This window comes from Metabacillus malikii (assembly GCF_030813355.1).
In the GTDB taxonomy this organism is placed as follows: domain Bacteria; phylum Bacillota; class Bacilli; order Bacillales; family Bacillaceae; genus Metabacillus; species Metabacillus malikii.
The window spans coordinates 46,336-72,400 of the sequence record NZ_JAUSUD010000022.1 but is presented as its reverse complement, the minus strand read 5'-3'; the positions used below and the strand labels follow the sequence as shown (position 1 = coordinate 72,400).

Sequence of the window (26,065 nt, the reverse complement as noted above, 5' to 3'; positions counted from 1 at the left end):
ATAATTAATAGGAAGGAAGATGAAAATGACTCATCAACAATTTGCTGTGACTCCTCCAATGGGATGGAACAGCTGGGATTGCTACGGGGCAACAGTGACCGAAGAAGAAGTAAAAGGAAATGCCGAATATATGGCGAAATATTTAAAAGAGTATGGCTGGGATTATGTAGTTGTTGATATACAATGGTATGAACCTGGAGCTGTTTCTTCAGTTTATCGCCCTTTTGTTCCGTTAGAGATGGATGATTATTCAAGACTGATTCCAGCGACGAACCGTTTTCCATCTGCAGAAAATGGGAAAGGATTTAAAGCGTTAGGTGAATATATCCATCAACTTGGACTGAAGTTTGGAATCCATATTATGAGAGGTATACCTCGCCAGGCTGTACACGCAAATACGCCGATACTTGGAACAAATATACGAGCAAGAGACATTGCACATCCAAATTCTATTTGTCCTTGGAATACGGATATGTATGGAGTTGATGCCTCAAAGCCAGGTGCACAGGAATATTACAATTCATTGTTTAATCTATATGCTGAGTGGGGTGTCGATTTTATTAAAGTCGATGATATTGCTGCATCTCGTCTTTATGATATCCATGTTGATGAAATAAAACTAATCCGTAATGCAATCGACCAATGTGGCAGAGATATCGTATTAAGCTTATCTCCTGGCCCAGCACCTTTAGAGTTTGCAAATGTATTAAAGGAAAACGCGAATATGTGGAGAATGACAGATGATTTCTGGGATACATGGGAATTGCTGTATGGAATGTTTGAAAGATGTGAGAAATGGAGTGAACATGTAGCGATCGGAAATTGGCCGGATTGTGACATGCTGCCATTGGGACATATAGGGATTCGCTCTGTCGATGGAGGTGGCAGTGACAGATATACTCGGTTTACTAAAGATGAACAGCTTACGATGATGACACTTTGGTCAATATTTAAATCCCCGTTAATGTTTGGTGGAGAGTTAAGAGATAATGATAAATGGACGCTTTCTTTACTTACAAATAAAGAGGTATTAAATATGCATCGGAATAGTACTCAAGCAAAACTCATTTTTAGGGAAGATGATAAAATTGTTTGGTCTACTAAGGTAGAAGATACGACATATGTTGCACTTTTTAATGCTACTGATAATGTCGAGACAGTGAGAGTTACTTTCGAACAACTGCAACTTCAGTCACCACTTAATAAACTTGACGTTTGGAAGGAAAATGAAGAAGGAATTATCGACAAGGAAATGAATGAAGTCATTCCAGCACATGGGGTGAAATTGATTAAATTATATAACGAATAGATTTTTTAAACTAAAATTAAAAATAATATTCCGAAAATTGAGGTAATTAATGAGGTGAAAAGATGAATGGATTAGCTGACAGACTAGATCCTTTGTTAAGTAATATTATTAAAAATGGACCCCCAGGTTGTGCTTGTTTAGTAACGTATCAAGGGAAAACAGTGTATGAAAATTATCTAGGATTATCTGATATAGAAACAAAAAAGCAAATAACACCTAACACAATTTATCGGTTATTTTCCTTGACAAAGATAGTAACATGTGTGGCGGCACTTATTTTATATGAACGTGGAAAGTTTCTACTTAATGACCCGTTAGAAGAGTACTTGCCAGAATTCAAGAATTTAAAAGTATTTAAAGAGACTAATGGTAAAGTATATACAGTTCCGTCTTCAAAAAAGCTAACGATAAAAGATTTATTTACAATGACTTCAGGTATAACATATCCAGGCGTGGGTAATGAAACAGAACGAATGACAGAGTCAGTAATGAAGGGTATACAAAATAGAATTGATAATGGACAAAAAATTAGTCTACGAGATATTTCACGTGAAATAGCGGAAGTACCATTAGCATTTGAACCAGGGACCGAGTGGCAATATGGGTTAAGCCATGATATTTTAGGAGTATTGATTGAGGAGATATCTGGAAAACGCCTTGGCCAGTTTATGGAAGATGAGATTTTCCAGCCTTTATCTATGAGCGATACTTTTTTTACAGTTCCTAAAGATAAAATAGAAAGAATTGCTTCTGTTTATTCTATCGATGCAGATGGAGTTTTATCTACCGGAGTTAATACAGTAGGTCCAATACGAATTAATCAGCCATATGAAAGTGGCGGTGCTGGTTTGTACTCTACATTACATGATTACAGCCAGTTTGCACAAATGCTTGCAAATGGTGGAAGCTTAAATGGTGTTCGTATAATCGGAAGAAAAACAATTGAACTTATGGCTCAAAATCATTTAACTGTAGAGAATAATAAAAACTATAACTGGGACTATTTGAAAGGTTATGGATATGGTCTTGGTGTGAGAGTAATGGAAGATTTAGCGTTAGGGGGTATCAATAGTTCGAAAGGTGAGTTTGGTTGGTCTGGTATTTTAGGTACATGGGCATTAATTGACCCAAAAGAACGAGTATCTGCTGTTTATATGCAACAATTATTTCCTAATTTTGAAGCGCATTATCAACCACGACTTCGAGCTGTGATTTATAGTTCAATACCTTAAACGATAAAGAAAGCCTACCAATTACGTATTGGAGGCTTTCTATTTTTCTTTTATTTAAGAGGATAAGATTCTTTGTAAATTTTGCTAGAAGATATTTAAGTGACGACTTCACTACAGGTAGGACAAAATTTAATATTTATTAAGAGCCTTATTTGTCATAGGACCTACAATTCCGTCAGCTGTTAATCCATTATTACGTTGGAATTGAATAACTGCCTGCTTCGTTTGTGTACCAAAAATACCATCAATACCACCTGTACTGTAACCGTTGTTAGTCAATTGTTGCTGTAATTCACGTACTGCTACCCCTTGACTTCCTATTTTTAATAAGCCAGAAACACTCTGAGCTTGAACTTGTTGAGTTTTATAGTCTAAAGATGCAGCGATATCCTGAAATGATTTAGAACTACTAGTGATATGAACAGTCGTATGAACAGGCACACGATTAAATAACCACTCAATCTCTTCATCATACATCCGAATACAGCCATTACTTACATATTTACCAATCGAATTAGGATTATTGTTTCCGTGGATTGCATAAGTATCTCCGTTTGTGCCGCGGGCATTTAACCCTAACCATCGATTCCCTAATGGATTGTTCGGGTCACCACCAGCAATATTACCTGAATAATAGGGCCTGTTTTTAATTTTGTTAACAATTGTAAAAGTACCTTCAGGCGTATATGATGCTTGCTTTCCAGTTGCTACAGAAAAACTTCGTATAAATACTCCATTCTCGAAATAGGCTAGTTGATTAGTAGTCTTATTAATAATGATGAGACTACCCTCGACAGCATCTACTTTAGGACTATGGAATGAAAATATAACAAAGAAAGATAAAGTACAAAGTAAGATAAATTTTTTCATGAGTACATCTCCTATTATGAACCAATTTTAGTATATATTCACTCAATTACATGCAATTGTTAGTCGACAACAATCTTTATTTTATTACATTTATCTCAGGGTAAAAGTTATAATAGACATAGTATATTTGCCTTATGGAACATAGAATGAATCATTTGTCTCATCTCTGATATGAATTGTTATATGATTATGTAGGAAGGCATTGATTAGTAGTGCAAATTACTCCTGATTTTATGTAAGGTATGATTAAAAGACTATGATTAATAGAATTTTGTAAGATAATTGAAGTAAAAGTCGGATATTCTTCTTAGATAAGATTTTTTAAGTCTTAATAAATATATATACTAGTAAAATGTTAATATAAATATAATGCAAACGATTGCGCTAATATTTTATATGTGGTAAATTAGTAACTGTAAAAAATAAATATATTAATTAATACTTCTAGATTTAACATTATGCAAACGGTTGCTCTAGTGGTTGTAGGAGGTAAACAATGAAAATTTTATCTTTTGATTTCTGGCAAAAATTTGGTAAGGCATTATTGGTTGTTGTGGCAGTCATGCCTGCAGCGGGGATAATGATTTCTTTAGGGAAATTAGTTGGAATGGTAGGTGTAGATATATCGCTAATCCAGACGATAGCTTTAGTGCTTGAAGAAATAGGTTGGGCTATAATCGGAAATCTTCATATTCTTTTTGCTGTTGCAATTGGGGGTTCCTGGGCAAAGGAAAGAGCTGGAGGAGCTTTTGCAGCATTAATAGCTTTTGTTTTAATTAACCGGATAACTGGAGCTTTATTCGGTGTGAATAGTGGTATGTTAAGTGATGAAACAGCGACAGTTCAATCTTTATTTGGTAGCGATTTACTAGTTAAAGATTACTTTACATCAGTATTAGGCGCACCTGCATTAAATATGGGGGTATTCGTCGGGATTATTTCCGGTTTCATTGGTGCAAATATTTTTAATAAATACTATAACTATAGTAAATTACCACAATCATTAGCATTCTTTAATGGTAAGAGGTTTGTTCCCTTCGTAGTGATTGTCGGCTCTATTATAGCGGCAATTATTTTAGCTGTAGTTTGGCCATTTGTTCAAGGTTTACTAAATGATTTTGGTAAATGGATCGCAACTTCAAGAGATACAGCGCCTATTGTTGCCCCATTTATATTTGGTGCACTCGAGCGTTTGTTACTACCATTCGGATTGCACCATATGTTAACGGTTCCTATGAACTATACTGAATTAGGTGGCACATATACGATTTTAAGTGGAGCAAGTGCAGGCCAAACAGTTGCTGGACAAGACCCTTTATGGCTGGCATGGATTGCTGATTTAAATAATTTTCTTGCTAATGGTGATACAGAAGGGTATAAAGCTTTGTTGAATGATGTAACTCCTGCGAGATTTAAAGTAGGACAAATGATTCTCTCTTGTGCGTCACTAATAGGGATCGCACTTGCAATGTATCGAAATGTTGATAAAGAAAAACGCACGAAATATAAGTCAATGTTTTTTTCAGCTGGTTTAGCCGTGTTTTTAACAGGTGTAACAGAACCGATTGAATTTATGTTTATGTTTGCAGCACCAGTACTATATGTTGTTTATGCAATTATGACAGGTTTGGCTTTTGCTATCGTTGATATCATTGATATTAGAGTGCATGCTTTTGGAATTATCGAGCTATTTACGAGAACACCAATGATTATTAAAGCGGGTCTCTGGCTCGACTTATTAAACTTTGTTATCGCATGTCTTGTATTCTTTGGTCTGAATTTTGCGGTAGCCTCTTTCATGATAAAAAAATTCAAATTACCAACACCAGGTCGATTAGGTAATTATATAGAAGAAGAAAATAATGATACAAATGAAGAAAGTAACCAAAATAAACAAGTAGGAATGCAAAATGACGACAGTCAGGCATCTGTTATTATTAGTTTATTGGGTGGTAAAAGTAATATTGAAGAAGTTGATGCATGTATGACAAGATTAAGAGTGACAATAAAGGATTTGGATAAAGTTGCAGATGAACACGAATGGAAGAAAAATGGTGCATTAGGTTTAATTTTAAAAGATAAAGGTGTCCAGGCTATATATGGACCTAAAGCCGATGTTCTAAAATCCGATATTCAAGATAAACTAGGAGAATAAGCGATGAAGTTGTTAACGCTTAATTGTCACTCATGGCAAGAAGAAGACCAATTGAATAAAATAAAGATACTAGCTAATACAATAAAGGAACGTGACTATGATATAATTGCCCTTCAAGAAGTTAGTCAATTAGTAAAAGGAAATAATATCGGTTTAAAGGTTAATGAAGGTAACTTTGTTTCGGTACTGCTTGATGAGCTTCAAAAAATTGGTGTTACTAATTATGTGTATCATTGGGATTGTTCTCATATTGGCTATGATAAATATGAAGAAGGATTAGCGGTTTTATCTAAGCATAAGATCGTTAATAAAACCTCATTTTACATCTCGCATTCTAATGATATTGAATATTGGAAGACTAGAAAAATTGTTGGGATATCAATTAATAATGGAAATGAGGAAATATCATTTTATTCTTGTCATTTAGGTTGGTGGAATGATGAAGAAGAGCCTTATTCAAATCAAGTTGATACGCTTATTAAAGAAGTTGAGACAAAAGGAAGATATTTTTTGATGGGAGACTTCAACAATGATGCAAACAAGCGTGAAGAAGGCTATGATTATATTTTAAATAAAGGTCTGTTTGATTTATATCATCTAGCACCAATAAAGGATGATGGATATACTGTTGATGGAAATATTGCCGGCTGGGAACAAAATGTACAGGCAATTCGAATTGATTGTATATTTTCAAATTTCCCAGTTGAAACAGTGTCATCACAGGTTATTTTTAATGGAAAAAATAAGCCGATTATTTCCGACCATTATGGTGTGGAAGTCGAAATAAAGCTATAAAGGTGGAATCGTAATGCTTGGATCATTATTTAATAAGAAAAAAGAAATCATATTAGTAGCACCATTAACAGGCAAAGTCGTTTTACTTGAAGATGTTCCAGATCAGGTGTTCTCACAGAAGATGATGGGAGATGGAGTTGCAATTATTCCTACAGATAATGAGTTAGTAGCTCCATTTGACGGTGAGGTAGTTGATGTATTTCCTACAAAACATGCGATAACTCTTCGCTCAAAAGAAGGGCTAGAAATATTAATCCACATGGGATTAGATACTGTTAATTTAAATGGAGAAGGATTTACTGTTCATGTTAATGGTGGCGATAAAATTAAAAGCGGTCAAAGCTTAGCTAATTATGATATTCAACATGTAGCAAATGCTGGATTAAATGTCATTACCCCAATTATCATTATGAATCAGGACCGTTTTGAAATTAGCGACAGAAAAAATGATGTAAATATAATAAATGGTAAAGATGTCATATTAGAAGTTAAAAAACGATAATAAAGATTAAAAGAACTAGGGTCTATACTCTAGTTCTTTTTTTATGAATCGACATATAAGCAATAAGTGAATCTAACTTCGATATGTTTGATTTAAGTAAGTAGTAGGGGCGACACCAGTAATTCTTTTAAAAACCCTGCTGAAATAAAATGGATTAGAAAAGCCTAGCACATCACTGACTTCTGAAACATTGACAGACTCTCTTTTAAGTAGAGTTATTGCTTGCTCAATTAAGAGCTCATCCTGAAATTGTGTGATACTTTTACCTGTTTCTTTTCGGAATAAAGTAGATAAATAGGCATAATTCATGCCTAATTCCTGTGAAATCTCTGAGCTAGTTAACTTCCTCTTGGCATGATGAGTAAATAGCTCAATCATTTTTTGGACGGTCCTATTTTTTTTCGATGTCTTTACTTCTTCTAGTTTTTGTGCATACAGGTCAATGAAGAATTCAAAAGTTGAAACAGATAAAGATAATGGTCGAATTGGATGTGGTGAATGATAAGCATCGACTAATTTTTTTAATTGTAGTTCTGTATACTCGCAATTGGTCACCTTTCCCTGTTTAGGTAAAATAATTTGAGATGCGTAGGTTTCTTCTAATATGAGGGAGGATTGTTGATAAAATTGTGTATATTCAATTGTGTCTTTCGATTCCTTTAAATATGGCGAGTCGTAAAAGTGAATATAAAACCATTCAGTTCCAGGTGAATATAAGGAACCACCCCAATGATGTATGTTTTTTCTAAGAAAAAGATATGAGCTATCATATAGATTGTATTCATGATTATCTTCAAATACTTGAATATGCCCCTTCTTAACATAAACGAAGACGTTGATTTTTTCCATAAGTCGATCTGGATGCCCGCTTGTTCCATCATTATCCTTCATATGTCCGATTTCTCTAATAAGTGGAAGAGAAGTAGAATTTATACTAACTTCATACATTTAATGGTATTCCTCCTAACGTTTTTTTCAGTTTTATTAATGTATGGTTATGTTCTAATTATGTAATATCTCTAGTAAATGGATGGATAGCGAGTTAAATAGCGGAGACGGCTCTGTAACATAAAAAAAGAACAATGCTTATAAAAACAGTTTTGTCTCAGCCTCTTATTGAATTATATCAAAAAAGCTAAAAATAAGATATGGATTCTAATATTTTGTGAATTCCGTTTCAGGCCTATAAGTATCATAATAGAGGTAGCCAAAATGTGAATGGGGGACATCATGTTGAAAAATGTAAATTTGCTAGAAGGTCTTTTTAAAGATTCACAAATAAAGGGTAAAGAGTATTTACTATACCTTGATGTTGATAGATTAATTGCGCCGTGTTATGAAGCAGTTTCTCATACACCAAAAAAGCCAAGATATGGAGGGTGGGAATCAACAGGAATTAGTGGGCATTCTATCGGTCATTGGCTATCTGCAACAGCTACAATGTATTCGATTACGTCAGATTTACTATTAAAGAGTAAACTTGAATATGCAGTTGATGAGCTTGAACTTGTCCAACAGCTGGATGATGAAGGGTATGTTAGTGGCTTTAGTCGGTCTTGCTTTGACAAAGTATTTAGCGGGGATTATGAAGTAGATAACTTTAGCTTAGGCGGAGGCTGGGTACCTTGGTATAGCATCCATAAAATATATGCTGGATTAATAGATGTATATAATTTAACAGGGAATGAAAAGGCACTTTCAATCGTTACGAAACTCGCTAATTGGGCAAAAAAGGAAACAGATAAATTAAGTGAAGAGCAATTTCAAAGAATGTTAATTTGTGAGCATGGAGGAATGAATGAAGCTTTAGCTGATTTGTATCTGATTACGAACAATGAAGATTATTTAAAACTAGCTAAACGCTTTTGTCATCAAGCGGTACTAGAACCTCTATCTAAAGGAGTCGATGATCTCCAAGGAAAACATGCAAATACACAAATACCAAAAGTAATTGGTGCGGCAAAATTATACGAAATCACTGGAGAATATACTTATCGTAATATGGCTGAGTATTTCTGGAGTCAAGTGACAAATCATCGTTCCTATGTTATTGGTGGTAATAGTATTAATGAACATTTTGGACCAGAGGATACAGAACAACTTGGTATCCAAACAACGGAAACATGTAATACTTATAACATGTTAAAGTTAACAGAACATCTTTTTAAGTGGAGTAAAGACGTAAAATATATTGATTATTATGAAAGAGCCCTCTATAATCATATTCTTGCATCGCAAGATCCTGATTCTGGAATGAAAACCTATTTCGTTGCTACTCAACCTGGACATTTTAAAGTTTACTGTTCACCAGATGAATCTTTTTGGTGCTGTACAGGTACGGGAATGGAAAATCCAGCGAGGTATAACCGAAATATCTATTATTACGAAAATAATGAGTTGTATATAAATTTATTTATAGCTTCAGAGCTTTCTATACCAGAACACAATCTTAAGCTTAGACAAGAAACAAACTTCCCAGAATCTAATTTCGCGAAGTTAACGTTTACACAAACTACGAATGAAGAGGTTACAATCCGTATACGTGTTCCAAAGTGGATAGCTGGACCAGTGTTAGCTACGGTAAATGGAAAGACTGAATATAAATGCTATGAAAATGGATATTTAACAATAAGTGGTAAGTGGAAAGATGGAGATGTGATTGAGATTCAGATCCCGATGAATTTATATCTCGAACATACAAAGGATGATAAACGGAAAGCTGCAATATTATACGGACCAATAGTTTTAGCAGGTGCTTTAGGAAGAGAACAATTCCCAGAGTCAGATATTTTAAAAGACCATTTATCCCTGAATAATCACCCATTAATTGAAGTACCTGATTTAATTACAGATGAAAGGGATATAACAAAGTGGATTAAACGAACAAATGATAACTCTTTATCATTTATTACAGCACCAATCGGACAACCAGGTAACATAAGGATTACACTAATTCCTTTTCATAAGCTACACCATCAAAGGTACAATCTATATTGGAACATAATGGATGAAGGTGCATATCAAACGTTTATTGACAAAGAATTAGAAGAAGCAAAAAAAATAAATGAAATGACAATAGATGTTGTAAGTCCACATGAGCAGCAACCTGAAGTTGAACATTCAATAGAGAAGAAAAACTCACGATCCGGTTACTTAAATCTATTTAATCGTGGTTGGAGAGATAGTATTGGTGAAGGATATTTTAGTTATCAAATGAAAGTTGACCCTGAAAAAACGTCATATTTAGTTGTCACCTATAGTGGAAATGATACGACTGTACATGAAAATGGAAGGGCATATGATAGAGAGTTTGATATCATGATTGATAATCAAACTATTACATCAGTTAGTCTTAAAGCAAATCAACCTGGACAATTATTTGATTGTTTATATGAAATTCCGCTATCGTTAACATTAGGAAAACAAAGTGTTAAGGTTAAATTTGCATCTAGTGAAGGAAAGGTTGCAGGTGGAGTGTACGGAGTAAGGATTGTTAAAGGAACAGACTACAAATAATAAACAATGATAACCGGCAAGGGAATTGTTCTAACAAAAAGAACAAGAAAGTCGATAACACGACATTTCTTGTTCTTTTTGTATTGTTATTAGGGTTAGACACATATCGCATGAACGTGCTTTGTGTGCATTGTTAGTGTAAACATACATTAATCTAACCTTCCTACGCGTTTCGTTATTTGCAATTTGCATCGGCAAACCTGGCCTTATAATTTAAACCGTTCAATAACAGTTCTTAATTCTTCGGCTTGTTTAGATAGATGAGAGGTTGAGATCGTTATTTGTTCCATTGCTGCAGAACCTTGCTCTGAAGCTGCAGCTGTATTTTCAGTATATGATGCAGTTTCTGTTGTAATTTCAATAACTTTCTCAAATGATTCGGATACTTCTTTACTTAATTTTAGTGTTTGTTGAATATGGTCAACCATTTCATTGACGACGATTGTTGTTCGCTGTGTTTGATTGATGATATCGCTCAAAGATGAATTCGTTTGATTTGTCATTTCAACACCAGCAATAACTTCTTTTACACCTTGTTGGTTCTGTTGGACAATATTTTTTACTTCAGTTTGAATTGAGTGGATAATATCTTTCACACCTTGTGCGGCTAGTTGTGACTGTTCAGCTAGTTTTCTAACTTCTTTTGCAACGACAGCAAAGCCTTTCCCATGTTCACCAGCACGTGCAGCCTCAATTGCCGCATTTAATGCTAGCAAATTCGTTTGTTCAGCAATATCTGTAATCGTTCCAATAATCGAAGTAATTTCATTTGATTTATTTCCAAGTGCTTCAACGGTTTGACTTGTGTTTAACATAATTTCTTCTATAGAATTAATCTTTTCAGATGAGGCCTGAACAGTCTCCCCACCTTTTTTAGCAACTACTAGCATTTCGGATGAATTTGTTTTAACAATTTCAGCTTGTTGATTTAAGAAAGTAGCGGCACTTTCAAGCTCTTCCATCTTTTCAGAAGAAAAATCCATTTTTGATTTTGTCGTCTCACTACCTGATGCAATCTCACTTGTTGTTTTTGCAATCGAGTGAATAGTAGTCGACGTTTCTTCCGCAGACGCAAGTAATTCCTGACTGGTTGCGGTTACATTTTGAGCCATAAGTGAAACTTGACGAACTAAAACGGCGATACTATCAATTAATTTATTTGCATCATTTGCTAAGTCGGCAATTTCATCTTGTGTATTGACTTCAATCCGTTTTGTCAGGTCACCGCCAGCATTGGCAATTTCCAAAATAGACTGGCTAATTTTAGATACATTTTTACGAATTCCTCTTGATAAATTAATCATGAAAAATAGTGCTAAAAGAATTGCAAACAAAGTTAAACCAACTGTAATCACTTTAAATACTGAAACTTGTTTATTTAATTCATCAATTCGTTCTGCTTGAATATTTTTTTGTTCAGACGTAATAAATTCAATTTGTGTCTGTATAGCCTCCATGAAGGCAGTTCCTTCACCTGCTTCTACAATTAAAGCTGCAGCTTCTAATCCTTCAGTTTTTCGAATGGTGATAAGCGAATCAGCATACTCAATCCAATTATTATAGTTTTCCTCAATAATCGCTAACTTTGCAAGTTGGGCTTCATTGTTTCTAAATAGTTCTAGCAATATTTCGTACTCTTCCGTAAATTCATACTTTCCATTTTCAAAAGGATAAACTAAATCGGTTAGCCCTGTAAGCACAAAACCTCTTTGACTCGACTCCATCTTAGTTAAAGTTTCTGATAGATTCTGGGAGCTTCTATTAATCTCTAAATCATTTTCAATTAAGTAATCGATTTCATTGTCAAGCTGTGTCATATTCATATATGATGTCGTAGCTGACACTAGTAAAACAATAGACAAAATTCCAAATGAAACGGTAATCTTACCTCGAATCGTTTTAAAGTAGTTCAATACAGCAGTTTTCCTTTTAGTTTTTGTTGTCTTCGACTCCTTTTTTGCACGTCTTTTCTTTTCGTTACTGTCCACGTTCTAACCCCCTAAAACATAAGTCTTTTTACCTAAGTAAATGTTTGTGTTTATATTTAACATTTAAGTTAATAATAAACGGAACTTATGAATATTTCTACTATTTTCGCAAAATATTTTCAAATAAAATTTCTATAATTTAGTAGAAATGTGCTGTTGACTGTCAATTAATACAATCATTATTATTTATAACATTTTTATTAATCTAATATAAATGAATAGTGCTATTTACCTATATGTGTAGCAAAGGAGTTATTCGCTTTCCATAGGTATAACAGTTTTTAAGTGACAGTTTTCCACATATTCACTTTTTTATAGTGGATTCGTTCATTCGTTCCAAACATCAATGCGAATAATTTAGCTTATATAATAAATGCTGGTAGAATAAAGTAGTAAAATATATACATCATTTTAAAGAGGAGGATATTTAATGGAGTTTTACGAGGTAATAGAAAAAAGGCGTGAGATTACGAGTTTTTTAGAAAAGGAAATATCCGATGAAGTAATGGAAAAGATAATAAACGCTGCATATTTAGCACCTACAGGAAATAATTTACCTTCAAGAGAATTTATTTCAATAAGAAATAAGGAAATGTTGACTAAGCTATCTGAGGCAACTCCATATGTTAAGTGGTTAAATAAGGCTAATCGTGCCATTGTTATTACTGGGAGACCAACTATTAGTAAGTACTGGATTCAGGATGCGTCAATTGCTAGTAGTTTTATTTGGTTAGCGGCTGTAAATGAAGGGGTAGGCTGTGCATTTGGTGCAATAGTAAATACGATGGATAATGTAGAGTCTTATCAGAGGGAAAGTTTTGTAAGAGAGGCACTATCAATCCCAGAGGATAGAAGAGTACTAGCTATATTAGGATTGGGTTATGCTAACGAAAAGCCATTATCAAAGGAAATGTTAAAGAAATCAGACATTATCTTTACTGAGAAATTTGAGACTCAATCTTAAAATTAGCTAATTTGGATGTTGGGATGAAAGGTTCTAATCATAGACAAATCCGAACGATGATTTGATATTTCGATTTTATCTTCGTATTATTTATTACGAGTTAGACGTTTAGGTTGATTACAGCATGAGTACTGGCTCTCATGCGGAATAGGAATGTTCCGAAGGCTATCCAATGAACGAAGATTTTTATTGAAGTGATGAAATGATATTACCTATTCAAATCATAAATAGTACAAGCAGGGAATAGATTATAACATATCTATACTTTAAAAATCGAAATAATTTCAGGATGGTATGATGAGAGAATTTTATAAAAAGGCAAGCTTCGTCTTTGTTGGTGGTTTTACTCAAGGCTTGGGAATGGGAATGTTTTTGTTTCCACATGCTATACCTTCAGGAGGTGCAGGAGGTATAGCCGTTTTATTTCATTATTTTTTTCAAATAAATATGGGACTTGCATTATGGATCGTCAACTTTTCAATGCTTTTACTTGCAATAAAGTACCTAGGTAATAGCAGTACACTTTGGACAATGGTGGCAATGACTGTTACATCAATGTCTGTCTACTTTTTTCAAAATATATTGGATATTACACTAGGAAATACGTGGATAGATTTAATTTTAGGTTCGCTATTTCTCGGATTAGGAATTGGATTATTACTGAGAGAAGGCGTCTCCAACGGTGGGGTTGGAGTAATCGCCTTAATATTTGCAAATACACGAGGAATCCTGCCTGGGAAAACATTACTTTGGCTCAATGGGATTATTTTTGTCATTATTGCATTCATTGTTAGATGGGAAATCATTATTCAAGCATTAATTAGTCAATGGTTAGCAACGAAAATGGTTGATAGAGTATTTAAGTCTAGACGTTATCGATAAATGTTAAACGTAGTTATATCTGATGGTTCTTTTTTTCTTGCCTTTAGAGTCCTTTTCAACATGAATGAGGACAAGGGCTAACAGTCCAGCGACAAGAGTTAAAATAGCCACTGAAAGGAACATACCAGTTCTTGACCATTCAAGTAATCGTGTGAATACAGGTGGTCCTACAGCAACACCTAAGAAGCGAACAGAACTATATAGAGAAGTAACAAATCCTCTGCGCTCCTTTCCTACAGAGCCTGTTATTAAGCTGTTTATACAAGGTAACACAAGACCTGTTCCAACACTACTGATGACGAGTATCAGTAAAAACGGCACCAATTTTTCAACTAGTACTAATAATCCATAAGATATTGTCATAAGACTAAGGCCCATTACAATTAAACGCTTCATTGCTATCATGTTTTTGCCGATTTTGCTACCAGTCAAATAAGACGTTGTCACCATAACTAAAAGTGGAATCGCTAATATGAGCCCTTTAACAACCCCGTCAATTTTATAAGTTTTCTCAAGTACATCGGATAGATAAAATAATATTCCAAATAAAGTGAATAAACAGATAGAGCCTGCTAAATAAACTGTAAATAGCCATCTCCCTTCGTATTTAAATACTGATAATAAACCTCTTACATATTTACCAAATGGGGGAGGGGCTTGTCTATTTCTTTTTTCTTTAATAAATATCCAAGTAAGTAGAACAGAAACAACAACAATCGCTGGGAAAGCAAAAAATACCGAATACCAAATGAGTAGTCCTAGCAAAGAGCCTAGAATAGGGGACAGAACTTTACCTAGCCCGTTTGATGCTTCAACTATCCCTAAAACCCTACTTTGTTCACCGCCTTTAAATAAGTCGCCAGTCAATGCCATTGCAATAGGCATACTTCCAGCAGCACCGATACCTTGTAAAGTCCTTCCTACTAATATCCATATATAAGGGTTTGACATTTTCCATGCAGCGAAACCTGCTAGAAGGCCACCAAGTCCATAAAGGATAAGTGCCGGCAGAATGACAATTTTTCGTGAGAAGCGGTCAGATAAGTAACCTAATATAGGGATAAAAATAGCTGCAACAACAGAAAAAACAGTAATTGTTAAACTAACTTCCATCTGAGACAGTTTTAAACTTGACTTCATTTGGGGCAAGATTGGAATAAGCATTGAATTTCCCAATGTCATAATTAGAGGTATTGACCCAATTGCCGTTATTGTCATTCCGTTAGATTTTGATGCCACGTATGCTTTCACACCCTTTAAAAAATTTATTTCACCAAGAGCGGTGGCGGAACTAACCAACCCTTCTCTTTACTTATTTTTAAAAGCTTTGCCTCATATTCTGTTCTTTGTACTAAAAATTCATCAAACATCGTAGCAATATCTTCTCGTATAGAACTGCTTGAAACGTAACTAAAGAACATTTTCCCTGACAATAGTTCTTTCTGTATAAGAACCGCAATTTCCGGGTCATTAAAGCGAGCTCCAGCCGGAATATCTTCAACTTGTACATCAGGACGAGCAGGAGGTGCAGGTGGAATTCGTATTCCGTTTTGTTTAATTATTGCTTCTGTTTGCTGCTCTTCTTGTTTTAGACAGTTTTCCGTTAGGTCCTCTAAAAAGACTTTCAAATCGTGATCTCCTGTATGATTTATTAAAACTTGCAAAGTAACAAGTGTTCCTTTTGTTGCGAAAAGATGTGACCACAAATTATATACTTCACCTGAATGTAGAGGTTCTTCTTCAGGTTTGCCGCTTAAAATTCCCATTTATATTCCTCCTCTGTTATTAAAAGTAAGCTTTTATATTCTTTCTTATAGCATGATAATTTATGTCAAATAATTTATAGATCAATTTTGGCTATATTTTCTGCTTATTGATAGTTAAGTTAGTAAATAGTAATTTTTGCAACTTGTTAATTGGAGCGATGCTGAAAAAACTGTTGTTCTAAGGAGGGAAATGAATTTTTAGCGTAACAACCAACAACAACATCAAAGTCATCTAGTACATAATCACAACAAATTAATGCAAATTTGGAACCTTTTCCGGTCTATTACGTAATACAAGTAGGCACTTTTCTGTTAGATTGTTGTTTTGCATTTGCAATATATAGGTTGAATGGAGCTGATAAACCTTGGTGTTGTCCGGAAGTAAAATATGAGTAGAAGTTTTGTAATGGATACGAAAAAATGGATTTTTTCGACTGAGGGTGGAAAGTAATCAATGATGGGTTATCGGATTGAAATCAACCTGAAACAAATATAGAAGGAACAATGTTTATGAAATGTGCCTCAAATAAGAGATAAATTACGATAATCAGTTGGATACATAATCGTAATCCTTTAGAAAGGTGGTGAAGTATGGAGATTTTAGGCATATCTTTAGAATCCCTATATTTGGTTGCTTTAATCATTGCTGGAGCCATTACATTAATATATATCCTCATCGGTGATGTATTAGAGGGTTCAGGATTCTTAAACCCTACGCTTTTATTGTCTTTTATTACTATCCTTTCTGGTACTGGGTTTCTGCTTGAAAAATTTACAAACATACAAAGCATATTTATTTTGTTATTAGCTGTAACGGTTAGTCTTATTTTAGTTACGATTTTAAATTTATTTGTATTCATCCCATTATCGAAGGCGGAACAGTCACTCGTATATACGAATGATTCCCTTAAGGGGAGAGTTGGCAAAGTCATCACTACGATTCCTAAAGACGGTTTTGGAGAAGTGGTGCTTAATGGTAAGGGTGGAACAATTGCAAAATCTGCCGTTAGTTTTGATGAGGAAGAAATTAAAGAAGGAAAAATGGTTTTAGTGATTGATGTGAAAAATGGAGTGTTGCATGTAAGTCCACATGAAGTAAATCATTCATTCACAATATAGGGGGAGATTTATATGACATTAATCTTAACAGTTGTTGGTGTAGTTGTTTTCTTATTAATAGCTTTAATTGCAGTATTTGTAGCAAAATACAAAACTGCAGGACCTGATGAGGCCTTGATCGTAACTGGTAGTTATTTAGGAAATAAAAATGTACATGTAGATGAGTCAGGAAACAAAATTAAAATCATTCGTGGTGGAGGAGCGTTCATTCTCCCAGTATTCCAACAAGCTGAACCATTAAGTTTATTATCGAGTAAGCTTGATGTAACAACTCCTGAAGTCTATACAGAACAAGGTGTCCCTGTCATGGCTGATGGAACAGCAATTATTAAGATTGGTGGTTCAATTGAAGAGATAGCAACAGCTGCAGAACAGTTTCTCGGTAAAAAGAAGGAAGATCGAGAAAATGAGGCAAGAGAAGTATTAGAAGGTCATTTACGCTCAATTCTAGGGTCAATGACAGTTGAGGAAATATATAAGAATCGTGATAAATTCTCACAAGAAGTTCAAAGGGTTGCAACACAGGACTTAGCAAAAATGGGTCTAGTAATAGTATCTTTTACGATTAAAGATGTAAGAGACAAAAATGGTTACCTAGATTCATTAGGGAAACCAAGAATTGCCCAAGTTAAACGTGATGCAGATATTGCAACGGCTGAGGCTGAGAAAGAAACGAGAATTAAACGTGCTGAGGCTAGTAAGGAAGCAAAAAAATCAGAATTAGAACGTGCAACAGAAATCGCTGAAGCTGAAAAAGAAAATCAAATGAAAATGGCAGATTTCAGACGGGAACAAGACATCGCAAAAGCTCGTGCTGACCAGGCCTATGATTTAGAAACGGCTAGAGCTAAACAGGAAGTAACCGAGCATGAAATGCAAATAAAAATTATCGAAAGACAAAAACAGATTGAACTTGAGGAAAAAGAAATTCAACGTCGTGAGCGTCAATATGATTCTGAAGTAAAGAAAAAGGCCGACGCTGATCGTTATGCAGTAGAACAAGCTGCATCAGCAAATAAAGCAAAAGATATTGCCCAAGCTGATGCAAACAAATATCGTATAGAGGCAATGGCAAAAGCCGAAGCTGAAAAAATTAGGATTGATGGTTTAGCAAAAGCCGAAGCAGAAAGAGCTCAAGGTGAATCTGAAGCAGACGTTATTCGTCTGAAAGGTTTAGCTGAAGCAGAAGCGAAACGTAAAATTGCAGAGGCGTTTGAACAATACGGAGAAGCTGCAATATTGGATATGATAATTAAGATGCTTCCTGAATATGCAAAACAAGTTGCAACACCATTATCGAATATTGATAAAATTACAGTAGTCGATACAGGTGGGAACGGTGAAAATAGTGGAGCAAATAAAGTAACAGGATATGCAACAAACTTGATGACTTCACTTCAGGAATCATTAAAGGCATCGTCTGGTATTGATGTAAAACAGTTGCTAGAAAATTTCTCCGGTAAAGGGAATATAAGAGCAAGTATAGATAATCTTTCAAGTGATTTGGTAAAGAAAGAAGAAGCAAATACTAACACAGAAGCAAATTAATTCCTGTACGTTCATAATTGTATGTACTTGAATAAAATTGAATGAACTATTGCGAAACTTTTGCTATGGTGTTGTGTTAGAAGGAGTGTTTTCTTAAAGAAGTGCTAAAATAATAGTACATCTAAATAGATAATGTTAGGAACGAACAAAAAAGATGAAGATGTTCATAATGAACTTTTTCATCTTTTTTAGTATTTAAATTGGTGCCTCTATTGGCGCTACATGGCCGCCTATATTTTAAAGTCAAGACTGTAGTCTATAATAAATAAAAAGTTATTAGATCGAGAATTAAATTAGAACGTACATTGTAAGATTGTAAACATCTAATTCGTCTGAACAACCTTTAAGTCAATACTAGCTAAAGCTGTAGGAAGGTCAGCGAAAGTAGTGATTCCTTTGAAATCTACACCGATAGAAATGATTGTTTGAGCTATTTCAGGTCGTATTCCGGTAATAATTGTATGTACTCCTAGAAGACGTAACGCATATATTACTTTAAATAAATTATCGGCAACCATCGTATCAATAACTGGAACACCTGTAACATCTAAAATTAAATACTCTAGTTTTAACTTCGAACATTCTTCCATCGTTACTTCTAAAATTAATTGTGAGCGATGTGTATCAATTTCACCTATTAGAGGAACAACAGCAACATTTTTATTAATAGGTACGACAGGTACTGATAATTCTTCGAGTGCTGTGTATGCAACTTTCATTAGTTTATTGCTATGTTCCTGAAAGACCATGCCATACTCTGCACTAATTTCATCAAGTAAAGGATCGATAATTTTACTTACATCTAACATCGTAATTGCTGCAAATTGTTGTTGCTCCAATTCTTCAGTAAATACATCCCATATTACTGTTCGATAATATGCTAATGAACGTAATGCAGTTGTTAATGACGTATTATCAACTAGACTACTAGCTTCCTCATTCGCCCATTTTATGATATCTTTTGATACTTCTTGATGATCAATTAATGATTGCCCTAATAACTCAATTAATTTGGAGGAGCTCTCATTCCTTTGACTTTTGATACTATCTATTGGTAAAAGACTTTTTTGAAGCTCTCTTACATTATTCGCTAAAATTTCTTTGTTTTTAATGATCTTTTGACCAATATATTTCAATTCGTCCTTCATTACTTGTCAACTCCCTATAATTCAGTCACCAAAACAATGATAACATATTTTATTGATGTTGGGATATTCATACTATCCATTGAAATATTAGTAATGATTGCTTTAGGGAACATTCACAATTTAAATGACTAAAGCAATATAAAATAACATTATTAAAAAGGAGCCACTGCATTGTATTAACAAATTTATTCTGTTTCATAATAATGATTATGCTATAGTATAACTTTAACAGAGAAAATATAGAGATATGAAAAGAGATGTGATAATGTTGTCTGATTTCCTACAACTAGGGATAAGTAAAGATATAAATAATTCATTAAAATCTTATGGAATAACTAAGCCAACGAAAATTCAAGAGTTAACAATACCCCCGATTTTACAAGGAAAAGAAATAATTGCTCAGGCTCAAACTGGAACAGGTAAAACACTCGCCTTCTTGTTACCTATTCTAGAAAAAATTGATGTAGCGAGTTCTGAAATTCAGGCATTAATTTTAACGCCTACACGTGAATTAGCTCAGCAAATAGCAAAAGAAGCAAAAAAGCTAATTGAGAATCTAGATGGTGTTAACATCTTATCAATTTATGGTGGACAAGATGTTGCCCATCAATTAAAGAAACTGAAAGGTGCTCAGCATATAGTTGTCGCAACACCTGGGCGTTTACTCGACCATATCAGGAGAGAATCCGTAGATTTATCAACAGTTCAGACACTGATATTAGATGAAGCCGATCAGATGTTGCATATGGGTTTTTTACCAGAGGTAGAAAACATCATTTTTGAAACGATGTCAACGAGGCAAACATTACTCTTTTCTGCTACAATGCCAAGTGAAATCAGGAAACTTGCAAACAAATATATGAACAACCCTGAAACAATTCAGGTCGTTACTAAGCGAATAACTGTTGATGAAATAAATCAGATTGTCATTGAAACGACTGACCGAAGAAAACAAGAAACTTTATTATATCTATTAGAAGAACAGAAACCATTTTTAGGGATTATATTTTGTCGAACGAAAATTCGTGCGAAAAAATTATATGATGTATTACGTTCTAATGGATATGAGGTTGATGAATTACACGGTGATTTAACACAAGCAAAACGCGAAAAGGCTATGAAAAGGTTTCGCGAAGCAAAAATACAGTTATTAGTTGCGACAGACGTAGCGGCAAGAGGATTAGATGTTGAAGGGGTTACACATGTTTTTAATTATGACATCCCACATGACGTCGAAAGTTATGTTCATCGCATCGGTAGAACCGGCCGAGCAGGTGGAGATGGTGTTGCTTATACGTTAGTTGCTCCAAAAGATCTGGATTTTCTTAGAATGATTGAAAAGGGTATAAAGCAAGTACTTGTTAAGAAATCAATAATAGGAGTAAGTATTCCGGAAAAAGAAAAATATAGTCGTAAAGATGAATCGATTTCGAAGCAACACACGAATAAAAAGTCCAGCAGGATAAATTCAGGTAAGAAGAAAGTAAGACAAGAACAGAGTTCGGGAAAGAGAAGGAATCAAAGGAAGCGTTAATCAATATGATGGAAATGGTCAGATAGTTTACGATAATTTTTTTATGTAAACTGTCTGACCGTTTCATTATGATTTATTATTGATATCTTTTTTGGTCATTTCACTACGGATATGAATGTCTTTTGAAAATTCAGTATCCAATTTATTTTTTGGATATTTATTTTTTCTTTCACGGTTATCGTTTCGATTCGTCATTTGAACACCCCCTCTACACTGTTCAATCTTATAGTTCACATTGTGAGGGGATATAAGCCTTGAAAAAGTTCCCATTAAAGGGTGGCTTTCATGAACTATTTAGTTAAGATTCATTATGATAATATTATGAACCTATTAAAAACCACCTTCGCCAGGAGTAAATGGAACATTTAAGTTTCTTTCAACCGCACGTAGTCGTTGATTCAAACGATTTAATCTTCTAGTATGTTGCTCAATTTGATTACTAAATTCACGGTTTATGCGGGTGATTTCTTGGTTTATACGATTATGCTCCTGGTTTTGTCTTCTAATCTCATTATTAAGTCTTGTTAATTCTCTAGTTTGTCTTTCTGTTTGTCGCTCTAACGCATTAATTCTTCTCTCAAGAGCAGGCTGTCTAACATCATCAATATTCATTTGGTTTTGAAAGTAATAAGGGTCATGAGAATTCAGATACTGTTCATGCTGTGGTAAATACTCATAATACTGACCATATGGATTCATGATTTACTCTCCTTTTTTTGTAAATAGGTTAAAATCCATATAAGTGTATGTTAATAAATGTGGAGTGTGTGGGTAAAAACCTAATTTTAATTTCAAAAGATATGAAATTATCTTGTATCAATTATTTCTCGGGAAAGCGCATAATTCAACATATTGCTACAAATGTTCCAAATATTTGTTACTAGGAGAATCAATATGCATACAGGACTTTCCTGTATGCAAAGCTGCTTACTATAAATCTTCAATCATGTCCATGAAGCTTGAAAAATAAATATGAGAATAAAACTTCTTGCTTATTAGATTGAAATAAGATAATCTAAAACACATATCCAAATTTTAAAAAATTTAATAATGTTCAGTTAATAGGTGATAAAAGATGATTTTCTTTTATCTTAAAAGGGAAGTTCGGTGTAAATCCGACACGGTCGCGCCACTGTAATGGGGAGCTTCATATCAAGTCCACTGTTTTTCATATAAACGGGAAGGGGTTAGGAAGCGGTGATTCTAAGTCAGGAGACCTGCCTATTAATTGCACTTGTACCTACGCGTAATAGGGAGGAGTGGTGGTCATATGTTGAACAACTATTTGAATTTCAACTCTAGTTAACTATGTCTATCAAAATATATCGGATCCCTCTATAAAAGAGGGATTTTTTATATGTTTATCATTCGGAATAAAGTTTGGATAGAATATGTCTAAAAATAGACGATGTTGAGACTATCTTACAAAATATTGCCATGAACGCACGTTTAGGGTTTTAGACTTCTAAGTGTAATATTTATGCAACTCAACCGCTTCATGAAAAGCGATCGTTTAGTGAGAAAATTAACAGTATAGCTTAACAGAGCTTTTTTAGAAAATAGATGAAAATGGAGTTGAATATTCATGTTAAAGAGTTCAAATATTGGGTATCCGAGAATCGGAGAAAATCGCGAATGGAAAAGAACATTAGAGAGATATTGGACTGGCCAAGTAAATGAAGAACAATTTTTACAAGATATGAAGCAAATAAGACTATCACATCTACGGAAACAAAAAGAACTTGGAATAGAGTTAATACCGGTAGGTGACTTTAGCTATTATGACCATGTATTAGATACAGCTGTAATGTTTAATTTAATTCCATCAAGATTTAAGCAAGAAGATGAGACTATCTCTCTATCAAAATACTTTGAGATAGCTAGAGGTAGTGATGGAAAAGTCGCAGCTGAGATGACCAAATGGTTTAATACTAATTATCATTATATTGTTCCAGAATTACAAAATGCTGAACCGAAACTAACACATAACCGATTACTAGAATTGTATAATGAAGCGAAAGTGAACTTAGGGATTAATGGAAAACCTGTTATTGTTGGTCCTATTACATTATTATCATGCTCGAAAGGATTTACTGAAACAAATAGAGAAAAATTGCTTCAATCGTTAATTCCATTATATATAGAAGTATTTAATGAACTAAAAGATGCTGGAGCAGAATGGATTCAAATTGATGAACCGATTTTAGTAAGGGACAAAGAGACAAATATAGTGGCTGAACTACAGCATGTTTATCATGAATTCCATAAACATGTCAAAGGGATAAACTTAATCATTCAAACTTATTTTGATAGCACAGAATATTATAATGAGCTAATTCAACTACCAGTAAAAGGAATCGGGCTTGATTTTGTTCATGATGATGGAGAAAACCTTCAACAACTACTGAACAGTGATTTTCCACAGGACAAGATATTATTTGCGGGTATTATTGACGGTCGAAATATTTGGAAAACAAAATTATTGAATAAATATCAACTAGTCCAAGAATTGCTAACGGTTGTCGATAGTTGTAGACTTTTTCTGCAACCATCGTGTAGTTTGCTTCATGTACCAGTAACTGTTAATAATGAAGAGAAGTTAGATTTACAAGTTAAAGAGGCATTAGCATTTGCTGATGAGAAGTTAAACGAAATAACGTTACTGTCACGAGTATTAAATGAAGAAGAACCATTCTCTACAATTGAAACGTATGATGTGGCTGTAGACACAATTGCGAAATCTTCAGTCAGGAATGTGGAACATGTACAAAATGCGATCATAAATCTAAACCAGTACTCTACCTCACGAATAGAGGCAGCGGAGCGAAAGAAACTCCACGCCAAAAGGTGGAAACTACCGATTCTCCCAACAACGACAATTGGTAGTTTTCCGCAAACAAAAGAAATACGTAAGCAACGATTGAGATGGAGAAAAGGTGAAATCACCAATCATCAATATGAAACGTTTATTCAAAATGAAATTAAGAAATGGATAAAAATACAAGAGGATTTAAATTTGGACGTACTCGTGCATGGAGAATTTGAACGAACAGATATGGTAGAATTTTTTGGTGAGAAATTTGAAGGAGTTGCAATAACAGAATTCGGTTGGGTTCAATCTTACGGATCACGATGTGTAAAGCCTCCTATCATATTTGGTGATGTGTATTGTAAGGAAAATATGACAGTAAAAGAAACAGTATATGCCCAATCATTAACAAAGAAGCCTGTTAAAGGAATGCTAACTGGTCCAGTAACAATTATAAACTGGTCTTTTGTACGAGATGATCTTCCATTTGCTGATGTATTAAATCAAGTAGCATTAACGATTAGAAAAGAAGTTGAAGCTCTTGAACAAAGTGGAATCTCTATGATACAAGTTGATGAGGCTGCACTACGAGAAGGATTGCCTTTGAAACAAAAGAAAAAAGATTTATATTTAAACTCGGCAGTATATGCGTTCAAATTGGCAACATCATCTGTTCAAGATAACACTCAAATTCATACACATATGTGTTATTCGAATTTTGATGATATTATTCATGCCATTGATGCACTTGATGCAGATGTTATCTCGATTGAGACATCAAGAAGCCATGGTGAGTTAATTGCCTCATTTGAGGAACATCATTACCAAAAAGGAATTGGACTTGGTGTATACGATATCCATAGTCCTCGTGTACCTACATTAGAAGAACTCATTCAAAACATTGAGCGTGCTCTTGAGGCCCTCGATTATCGTGCGTTTTGGGTTAACCCAGATTGTGGGTTGAAAACACGTGGTGAAAGTGAAACAATTGCCGCTTTGAAAGTAATGGTTGAGGCAGCACACTTGTATCGTAGTAAATTACAAACAGTGAGTAAAGTATAAAAAGTAATTATTGATCTTATCCTAATAAGATGAGAGAGTGACTCAGGAAATATTGAATTATTAAACCTTTTAACACAATGAATAGGATGAACAAAAGGTATAAATCCTATTTATGGTGCTTGTTGGAGGGTTGAGTATTCATTTGAGTCACTCTCTTTTTTTGTTAATTTCTTAACTAGTCTTGCTTTTTTCGGTCCTACTAGACGGAAATGTAACTTCAAACTTGGTGGAGTACAGAATGAGGGAGAAACGAAATTTTAGAGTCATAATAGTTCTATAAATGAAAATATCAAAAGGTTTTTGGGAAGGATTGTAGAATATGACATATAGAATACCAACTTATACTGCTAATTCATTACATTATTTATAGTAGTAATAGAAGGATTGATTTTATCCTATGATTCTGTGTGTTTGATAGACTTGAATTGTAGGTGTTTCATCGAATTACATACTTAGGTAAGTACTGCATGTTGAAACTTTTGAGTATAAGCTAATAAAACGATTATACTATTTATCAAGGAGGGGAATAAATGGAGCTAATTATTATCGGAATGCTAATAGTTTCGATTTTAATATGTGCAACATTCTTTTCTAAAGGAAAGCCAAGGAAGAGTAAATTTATCGTTTGGGGTTTGACGATAATGCTAGGTCTTGCACCTCTCTTATCATGGATTATTAGTATTTCATATACGATGGTTGATGACAACCCTTGGACTGGGATATTGCTTTTACTTATACTGTTCCCAACTATTTTTTTAATTGGTTTCATTTTATTACTAATAGGTATATTTTTAAGGCAAAACAAAATGAAAGAAACGATAAAAATGTAGGTAACAACAATTCTCTATATGTATAGTGAGAGGGCT

General features: G+C 34.1%; 21 protein-coding genes and 1 riboswitch. Of the genes, 13 read left to right on the top strand and 8 right to left on the bottom strand.

The window, feature by feature from the left end; genetic code table 11:
• The first annotated feature begins 25 nt into the window (after window positions 1-25).
• The gene (locus tag J2S19_RS18155; protein ID WP_307344666.1) at window positions 26-1,309 is read left to right on the top strand and encodes a glycoside hydrolase family 27 protein; all 1,284 of its coding nucleotides are present in this window, start codon (window positions 26-28) and stop codon (window positions 1,307-1,309) included.
• Between the two features lie 62 nt (window positions 1,310-1,371).
• Complete coding sequence (locus tag J2S19_RS18150) at window positions 1,372-2,541, top strand: serine hydrolase domain-containing protein (protein WP_307344664.1); 1,170 nt, start codon at window positions 1,372-1,374, stop codon at window positions 2,539-2,541.
• 129 nt (window positions 2,542-2,670) lie between these two features.
• On the opposite strand, the gene J2S19_RS18145 is transcribed toward J2S19_RS18150, so the two are convergent.
• Window positions 2,671-3,411 (bottom strand): L,D-transpeptidase family protein, encoded by a 741-nt coding sequence (locus J2S19_RS18145; RefSeq protein ID WP_307344662.1) that lies wholly within the window; start codon window positions 3,409-3,411, stop codon window positions 2,671-2,673.
• Window positions 3,412-3,907: 496 nt separating this feature from the next.
• Between J2S19_RS18145 and J2S19_RS18140 the strand changes: the two genes are divergently transcribed.
• The 3 genes from J2S19_RS18140 to J2S19_RS18130 are packed head-to-tail and all read left to right on the top strand — an operon-like array spanning window position 3,908 to window position 6,863.
• Window positions 3,908-5,566 (top strand): PTS transporter subunit IIBC, encoded by a 1,659-nt coding sequence (locus J2S19_RS18140; protein WP_307344660.1) that lies wholly within the window; start codon window positions 3,908-3,910, stop codon window positions 5,564-5,566.
• 3 nt (window positions 5,567-5,569) lie between these two features.
• Window positions 5,570-6,361: an endonuclease/exonuclease/phosphatase family protein gene (locus tag J2S19_RS18135; protein ID WP_307344658.1), complete on the top strand. Its 792-nt coding sequence runs from the start codon at window positions 5,570-5,572 to the stop codon at window positions 6,359-6,361.
• A 13-nt stretch (window positions 6,362-6,374) separates the two neighbouring features.
• A complete protein-coding gene (locus J2S19_RS18130; RefSeq protein WP_307344656.1) occupies window positions 6,375-6,863 on the top strand; it encodes a PTS sugar transporter subunit IIA in 489 nt (162 codons plus the stop codon).
• A gap of 72 nt (window positions 6,864-6,935) precedes the next feature.
• On the opposite strand, the gene J2S19_RS18125 is transcribed toward J2S19_RS18130, so the two are convergent.
• Entirely contained in the window at window positions 6,936-7,811 is an 876-nt protein-coding gene (locus J2S19_RS18125; RefSeq protein ID WP_307344654.1) for a helix-turn-helix domain-containing protein, read from the bottom strand.
• A 282-nt stretch (window positions 7,812-8,093) separates the two neighbouring features.
• Here J2S19_RS18125 and J2S19_RS18120 point away from each other — a divergent pair, with 282 nt between their 5' ends.
• Window positions 8,094-10,379 (top strand): beta-L-arabinofuranosidase domain-containing protein, encoded by a 2,286-nt coding sequence (locus J2S19_RS18120; protein WP_370875174.1) that lies wholly within the window; start codon window positions 8,094-8,096, stop codon window positions 10,377-10,379.
• A 206-nt stretch (window positions 10,380-10,585) separates the two neighbouring features.
• Here J2S19_RS18120 and J2S19_RS18115 read toward each other — a convergent pair whose 3' ends face one another.
• The gene (locus J2S19_RS18115) at window positions 10,586-12,367 is read right to left on the bottom strand and encodes a methyl-accepting chemotaxis protein (RefSeq protein ID WP_307344650.1); all 1,782 of its coding nucleotides are present in this window, start codon (window positions 12,365-12,367) and stop codon (window positions 10,586-10,588) included.
• Window positions 12,368-12,797: 430 nt separating this feature from the next.
• Between J2S19_RS18115 and J2S19_RS18110 the strand changes: the two genes are divergently transcribed.
• Window positions 12,798-13,331 (top strand): nitroreductase family protein, encoded by a 534-nt coding sequence (locus J2S19_RS18110; RefSeq protein WP_307344648.1) that lies wholly within the window; start codon window positions 12,798-12,800, stop codon window positions 13,329-13,331.
• A gap of 297 nt (window positions 13,332-13,628) precedes the next feature.
• Window positions 13,629-14,213, top strand: a complete 585-nt coding sequence (locus J2S19_RS18105) for a YitT family protein (protein ID WP_307344646.1) — start codon at window positions 13,629-13,631, stop codon at window positions 14,211-14,213.
• Between the two features lie 3 nt (window positions 14,214-14,216).
• Here the strand turns inward: J2S19_RS18105 and J2S19_RS18100 are convergent, their stop codons facing one another.
• Window positions 14,217-15,452, bottom strand: a complete 1,236-nt coding sequence (locus tag J2S19_RS18100; protein ID WP_370875173.1) for an MFS transporter — start codon at window positions 15,450-15,452, stop codon at window positions 14,217-14,219.
• A gap of 26 nt (window positions 15,453-15,478) precedes the next feature.
• Window positions 15,479-15,979, bottom strand: a complete 501-nt coding sequence (locus tag J2S19_RS18095; protein WP_307344644.1) for a DUF3231 family protein — start codon at window positions 15,977-15,979, stop codon at window positions 15,479-15,481.
• A 591-nt stretch (window positions 15,980-16,570) separates the two neighbouring features.
• Here J2S19_RS18095 and J2S19_RS18090 point away from each other — a divergent pair.
• Together J2S19_RS18090 and floT are read left to right on the top strand one after the other, a co-directional pair.
• The gene (locus tag J2S19_RS18090; protein ID WP_307344642.1) at window positions 16,571-17,098 is read left to right on the top strand and encodes an NfeD family protein; all 528 of its coding nucleotides are present in this window, start codon (window positions 16,571-16,573) and stop codon (window positions 17,096-17,098) included.
• A gap of 12 nt (window positions 17,099-17,110) precedes the next feature.
• Window positions 17,111-18,646 carry a flotillin lipid rafts scaffold protein FloT gene (floT, locus tag J2S19_RS18085; protein WP_307344639.1) on the top strand — a complete coding sequence of 512 codons (1,536 nt, stop codon included), beginning with the start codon at window positions 17,111-17,113 and terminating at the stop codon, window positions 18,644-18,646.
• 323 nt (window positions 18,647-18,969) lie between these two features.
• Here floT and J2S19_RS18080 read toward each other — a convergent pair whose 3' ends face one another.
• A complete protein-coding gene (locus J2S19_RS18080) occupies window positions 18,970-19,794 on the bottom strand; it encodes an STAS domain-containing protein (RefSeq protein WP_307344637.1) in 825 nt (274 codons plus the stop codon).
• A 268-nt stretch (window positions 19,795-20,062) separates the two neighbouring features.
• Here J2S19_RS18080 and J2S19_RS18075 point away from each other — a divergent pair, with 268 nt between their 5' ends.
• The gene (locus tag J2S19_RS18075; protein WP_370875175.1) at window positions 20,063-21,328 is read left to right on the top strand and encodes a DEAD/DEAH box helicase; all 1,266 of its coding nucleotides are present in this window, start codon (window positions 20,063-20,065) and stop codon (window positions 21,326-21,328) included.
• Between the two features lie 66 nt (window positions 21,329-21,394).
• Here the strand turns inward: J2S19_RS18075 and J2S19_RS18070 are convergent, their stop codons facing one another.
• Both J2S19_RS18070 and J2S19_RS18065 read right to left on the bottom strand, forming a co-directional pair.
• The gene (locus J2S19_RS18070) at window positions 21,395-21,523 is read right to left on the bottom strand and encodes a hypothetical protein (protein WP_307344635.1); all 129 of its coding nucleotides are present in this window, start codon (window positions 21,521-21,523) and stop codon (window positions 21,395-21,397) included.
• A 135-nt stretch (window positions 21,524-21,658) separates the two neighbouring features.
• The gene (locus tag J2S19_RS18065; protein ID WP_307344633.1) at window positions 21,659-22,027 is read right to left on the bottom strand and encodes a hypothetical protein; all 369 of its coding nucleotides are present in this window, start codon (window positions 22,025-22,027) and stop codon (window positions 21,659-21,661) included.
• 347 nt (window positions 22,028-22,374) lie between these two features.
• Window positions 22,375-22,567: riboswitch (cobalamin riboswitch) on the top strand.
• Window positions 22,568-22,913: 346 nt separating this feature from the next.
• Between J2S19_RS18065 and metE the strand changes: the two genes are divergently transcribed.
• A complete protein-coding gene (metE, locus tag J2S19_RS18060) occupies window positions 22,914-25,199 on the top strand; it encodes a 5-methyltetrahydropteroyltriglutamate--homocysteine S-methyltransferase (protein ID WP_370875172.1) in 2,286 nt (761 codons plus the stop codon).
• Between the two features lie 530 nt (window positions 25,200-25,729).
• Window positions 25,730-26,029 carry a hypothetical protein gene (locus J2S19_RS18055; protein ID WP_307344631.1) on the top strand — a complete coding sequence of 100 codons (300 nt, stop codon included), beginning with the start codon at window positions 25,730-25,732 and terminating at the stop codon, window positions 26,027-26,029.
• Window positions 26,030-26,065 lie beyond the last annotated feature (36 nt).

Excerpts from the sequence above, each read along its gene's own strand:
- J2S19_RS18155 (WP_307344666.1), top strand. The coding sequence starts at position 26 with ATGACTCATCAACAATTTGCTGTGACTCCTCCAATGGGATGGAACAGC.
- J2S19_RS18150 (WP_307344664.1), top strand. The coding sequence starts at position 1,372 with ATGAATGGATTAGCTGACAGACTAGATCCTTTGTTAAGTAATATTATT.
- J2S19_RS18145 (WP_307344662.1), bottom strand. The coding sequence starts at position 3,411 with ATGAAAAAATTTATCTTACTTTGTACTTTATCTTTCTTTGTTATATTT.
- J2S19_RS18140 (WP_307344660.1), top strand. The coding sequence starts at position 3,908 with ATGAAAATTTTATCTTTTGATTTCTGGCAAAAATTTGGTAAGGCATTA.
- J2S19_RS18135 (WP_307344658.1), top strand. The coding sequence starts at position 5,570 with ATGAAGTTGTTAACGCTTAATTGTCACTCATGGCAAGAAGAAGACCAA.
- J2S19_RS18130 (WP_307344656.1), top strand. The coding sequence starts at position 6,375 with ATGCTTGGATCATTATTTAATAAGAAAAAAGAAATCATATTAGTAGCA.
- J2S19_RS18125 (WP_307344654.1), bottom strand. The coding sequence starts at position 7,811 with ATGTATGAAGTTAGTATAAATTCTACTTCTCTTCCACTTATTAGAGAA.
- J2S19_RS18120 (WP_370875174.1), top strand. The coding sequence starts at position 8,094 with ATGTTGAAAAATGTAAATTTGCTAGAAGGTCTTTTTAAAGATTCACAA.
- J2S19_RS18110 (WP_307344648.1), top strand. The coding sequence starts at position 12,798 with ATGGAGTTTTACGAGGTAATAGAAAAAAGGCGTGAGATTACGAGTTTT.
- J2S19_RS18105 (WP_307344646.1), top strand. The coding sequence starts at position 13,629 with ATGAGAGAATTTTATAAAAAGGCAAGCTTCGTCTTTGTTGGTGGTTTT.
- J2S19_RS18095 (WP_307344644.1), bottom strand. The coding sequence starts at position 15,979 with ATGGGAATTTTAAGCGGCAAACCTGAAGAAGAACCTCTACATTCAGGT.
- J2S19_RS18090 (WP_307344642.1), top strand. The coding sequence starts at position 16,571 with ATGGAGATTTTAGGCATATCTTTAGAATCCCTATATTTGGTTGCTTTA.
- floT (WP_307344639.1), top strand. The coding sequence starts at position 17,111 with ATGACATTAATCTTAACAGTTGTTGGTGTAGTTGTTTTCTTATTAATA.
- J2S19_RS18080 (WP_307344637.1), bottom strand. The coding sequence starts at position 19,794 with ATGAAGGACGAATTGAAATATATTGGTCAAAAGATCATTAAAAACAAA.
- J2S19_RS18070 (WP_307344635.1), bottom strand. The coding sequence starts at position 21,523 with ATGACGAATCGAAACGATAACCGTGAAAGAAAAAATAAATATCCAAAA.
- J2S19_RS18065 (WP_307344633.1), bottom strand. The coding sequence starts at position 22,027 with ATGAATCCATATGGTCAGTATTATGAGTATTTACCACAGCATGAACAG.
- metE (WP_370875172.1), top strand. The coding sequence starts at position 22,914 with ATGTTAAAGAGTTCAAATATTGGGTATCCGAGAATCGGAGAAAATCGC.
- J2S19_RS18055 (WP_307344631.1), top strand. The coding sequence starts at position 25,730 with ATGGAGCTAATTATTATCGGAATGCTAATAGTTTCGATTTTAATATGT.